We start from the raw sequence: 3,485 nt of genomic DNA, 5'->3' as shown, positions 1-3,485 counted from the left end.
TTTTGATATCCCTTCAATGCAATATGTGGAACCAAAAACAGGAATCGTCCACTATAATAATGGTAAATTTGACCTTAATCAAGATGAAGTGAATGCAATATTTGAAAAATTAACAGGGTTGGCCACTACAGTCTACGATCGAAGTCGTGGTCTCAAGATTCTTCTGAGTTATACATCTTCTTATTCAACTATGGCTTTCTGGACGGTGAAAAATGAAGAATTTTATTGTTTAGAACCATGGACAGCTACTCCAAATTCCCTAAATACAGGTTCTCGTTTAATTGATTTAGAGCCTGGGTCTTCCTGTGAAATGCTAGTTAGGCTCACTGCAACATTTTTGTAATGCTTGCATATTATATATTTGGTAGTGGTAAACAAGTAATGATTTTACCGAAAAATTGGGTTTAAAGCCTTGCCCTAAAAGGGCAACTTTGTGTTATACTAGAATTTGTGTTATACTAGAATTTGTTGGAAGGTATTCAACCACTCTAAAAACCTAGCTACTAATACTAGAACTAGCACCTTAAAACTGCGGTCAGACCCCGCGTCGCCGTCAGGCGCAAGGAAATGTTGACTAAGAGAAGACAAGAGAAGAGTAATAGTTTTTTTACAGTAATGCTTGTGCATGGAAAAACTCTAAGCATCAAGTATCAGAGAACCAAAGTTTTGAGGTTTGAACTGTACCGTAGGGCATAATTCCACAGGATATTGATAGCGCAGCTCCTCCGCAGGAGGCAATAGAGCAAACCCTTGAGGAGAAAACCATCTCTGGCTTAGATATCACTTGCATATCTGATTTAAGTGGACTCATTGTTGGCGTAGCCTTGCTTCAGCAAACCAAGAATCCTGGTTTCAGGAGAATCCCGGCCCCTTCAGGCCTGAGAGGATGTCAAATATTTATAACTATCATATAGCAATTCCCATGCTGATGAGGTATAAAATTCGTTTGTTGCGCGGGAGTAGGGAGCAGGCAGTAGGTAGTAGGTAATAGAAAAGAAGAAAAATAACTGTACTTCAGTAACTTGATAAACGCTATATATAGCGCTGTGCGCAGGCAACAGGCAATAGGGGCAATAAAAAGCCGATAATATAAGAATTTTAGCTATTGGGCAGTTCCTGCAATTTGTAAATATACCACCGCACACTGCTACATTTAATAGTTAGTGAGATTAGTGTTGATTTGTTCCTTAGGTATGAACTTAATTATGTTATATAGAAGAACTAAATTGTCCATAAAGGTTTCACAATATCTCAAATTTTTTTCTGAAAGCTATTGCAATATTAATTATGACTATGCTATAGTTAGTGGAAGTGTGAAATAAAACAAAATTAATAGGGGTCGCTAGCTCAACGGTAGAGTACTCGGCTTTTAACCGATTTGTTCCGGGTTCGAATCCCGGGCGACCCACTAATATTAAAATCTTAAAAATAATTAATTCAGAGCTTCACCACTGCTCTATAAAATTTCTGCCTTTATACTTATCAAAATAATTGGGGCTTGCTGAATAAAGCTAAAAGTCAGGATAGCTAAGGTAATGGAGCTTTTGATATTCAGTTTATCTCCAAGTTTATGGCTCTTATTGGCATCAATTTACTGAAATTTTCTGCTGAAAATCAAGAAGATTTCTTCACATAAAATGGCTGAAAGCATTGCCTATTCCTCCATCTCCGCGTCCCCGTGTCTCTGCGTCCCCATGTCCTACCCCCACCAACCAATTTTTTCAGCAGACCCTAATTGGGTCGCGCAGCCCCGTCTTTTAAGGCGAAATATTTTTGGAGCTTTGCTCAAATCCCCGTTACAAATATAACTTCTGACTTAGAAATTATGACTTTTGACTTCGTTAAAGCGGTAGATATTATTTGCCATAATAATTTTTATATCTAAAATATTATATTGATAGACAGAATCTTCAATTTGTCTTAATATTGTCGTAAGATTTAAACTTAAGTAAATCAAATTTACCCATCGGCTAATAACAAAAAATATAGGAGGACAAGGTATGGCTATCGTACCAATGCGGTTATTATTAGACCACGCAGCAGAAAACGGTTATGGAATTCCTGCATATAATGTCAACAACATGGAGCAAATTCAGTCCATTATGCAGGCGGCTGATGAAACAAACAGTCCTGTAATTCTCCAAGCTTCTCGTGGAGCGCGTAAGTATGCTGGTGAAATTTTTCTACGTCACTTAATTATAGCCGCCGTAGAGACATATCCTCATATTCCCATCGCCATGCACCAAGACCATGGTAATGCACCCTCTACTTGCTATTCTGCTATGCGCCATGGTTTCACTAGCGTGATGATGGATGGCTCCCTAGAGGCAGATGCTAAGACTCCTGCTAGCTTCGACTATAACGTTAATGTTACTGCTGAAGTAGTTAAAGTTGCTCACTCCATTGGTGTAAGTGTAGAAGGAGAACTAGGTTGCTTAGGTTCTCTAGAAACTGGTATGGGCGATAAAGAAGATGGTCATGGTGCAGAAGGCGTCCTTTCTCGTGAACAACTTTTGACAGACCCAGATGAAGCAGTAGAATTTGTAGAACGTACCCAAGTAGATGCTCTAGCAGTTGCTATTGGTACTAGCCATGGTGCTTACAAGTTTACCCGTAAGCCTACAGGAGAAATTCTAGCTATTAGCCGTATTGAAGAAATTCACCGTCGCCTACCCAATACTCACTTGGTTATGCATGGTTCTTCTTCTGTACCTCAAGACTTGTTGGAAATGATCAACAAATATGGTGGTTCAATTCCAGAAACCTATGGTGTACCTGTAGAAGAAATTCAAAAAGGAATCAAGAGTGGTGTTCGTAAGGTAAACATCGATACTGATAACCGTTTGGCCATTACTGCTGCTATTCGTGAAGCTGCTGCTCAAGATCCTTCTAACTTTGACCCTCGTCACTTTATGAAACCTTCTATCAAGTACATGAAACAGGTTTGTGCTGATCGCTATCAACAATTTGGTACTGCTGGTAACGCTAGCAAAATTAAGGTTCAAACCTTGGATGAGTTTGCTGCCAAATATGCTAGTGGAGAATTAGCTGCTACTACTAAAAAAGCAGTAGCAGTGTAGTTTATAGCACAATCAGAATTCTACATTTGAAGCTTCTGAAATATTTAATTAGTTTAGTTGATGAGAAGCCCTGAAAATAATTAGGGTTTCTCATTTTTTTTTAGCATTCTTAACTGCTCGATCGAGAAACCCACTACTTTAATTTAATTATTGCTCTGCTGATTAAATCTAAAAGCATTGACATATAAAGAAAAGTGTCTTTTTGGGGTCGAATTGCAGTGCAAATTTTTCAGCTATTGATGCTCAAAAAGTTAGTATTTTAGGCTCATAGTTGGGCAGAAAAATCCCAAATTGACAATTTTTACTCCTACCCCCTCGCTCCCGACCCTTTTCTCCTGTCTTCCCCTCCTGGGAGGGCGAGGGGCGAGGGGAGGGTTGTCTCCTGTCTCCTGTCTCCTGTCTCCA

The 3,485-nt window shown here is 39.1% G+C and carries 1 protein-coding gene, 1 tRNA gene and 1 pseudogene; all 3 read left to right on the top strand.

What is annotated here, in order from left to right; all coding sequences use genetic code 11:
• A pseudogene (locus tag F6K13_RS24195) lies at positions 1–343 on the top strand (aldose epimerase); the annotation flags it as partial.
• A gap of 993 nt (positions 344–1,336) precedes the next feature.
• Positions 1,337–1,408, top strand: a tRNA-Lys gene (locus F6K13_RS24190).
• Between the two features lie 592 nt (positions 1,409–2,000).
• Positions 2,001–3,080 carry a class II fructose-bisphosphate aldolase gene (gene fba / locus F6K13_RS24185; RefSeq protein WP_124143977.1) on the top strand — a complete coding sequence of 360 codons (1,080 nt, stop codon included), beginning with the start codon at positions 2,001–2,003 and terminating at the stop codon, positions 3,078–3,080.
• The last annotated feature ends 405 nt before the right edge of the window (positions 3,081–3,485 follow it).

It is taken from the genome of Okeania sp. SIO2B9 (assembly GCF_010672505.1).
GTDB classification, from domain to species: domain Bacteria; phylum Cyanobacteriota; class Cyanobacteriia; order Cyanobacteriales; family Microcoleaceae; genus Okeania; species Okeania hirsuta.
The sequence above is the reverse complement of the archived record's forward strand: the minus strand, read 5'-3'. Positions and strand labels throughout refer to the sequence as shown.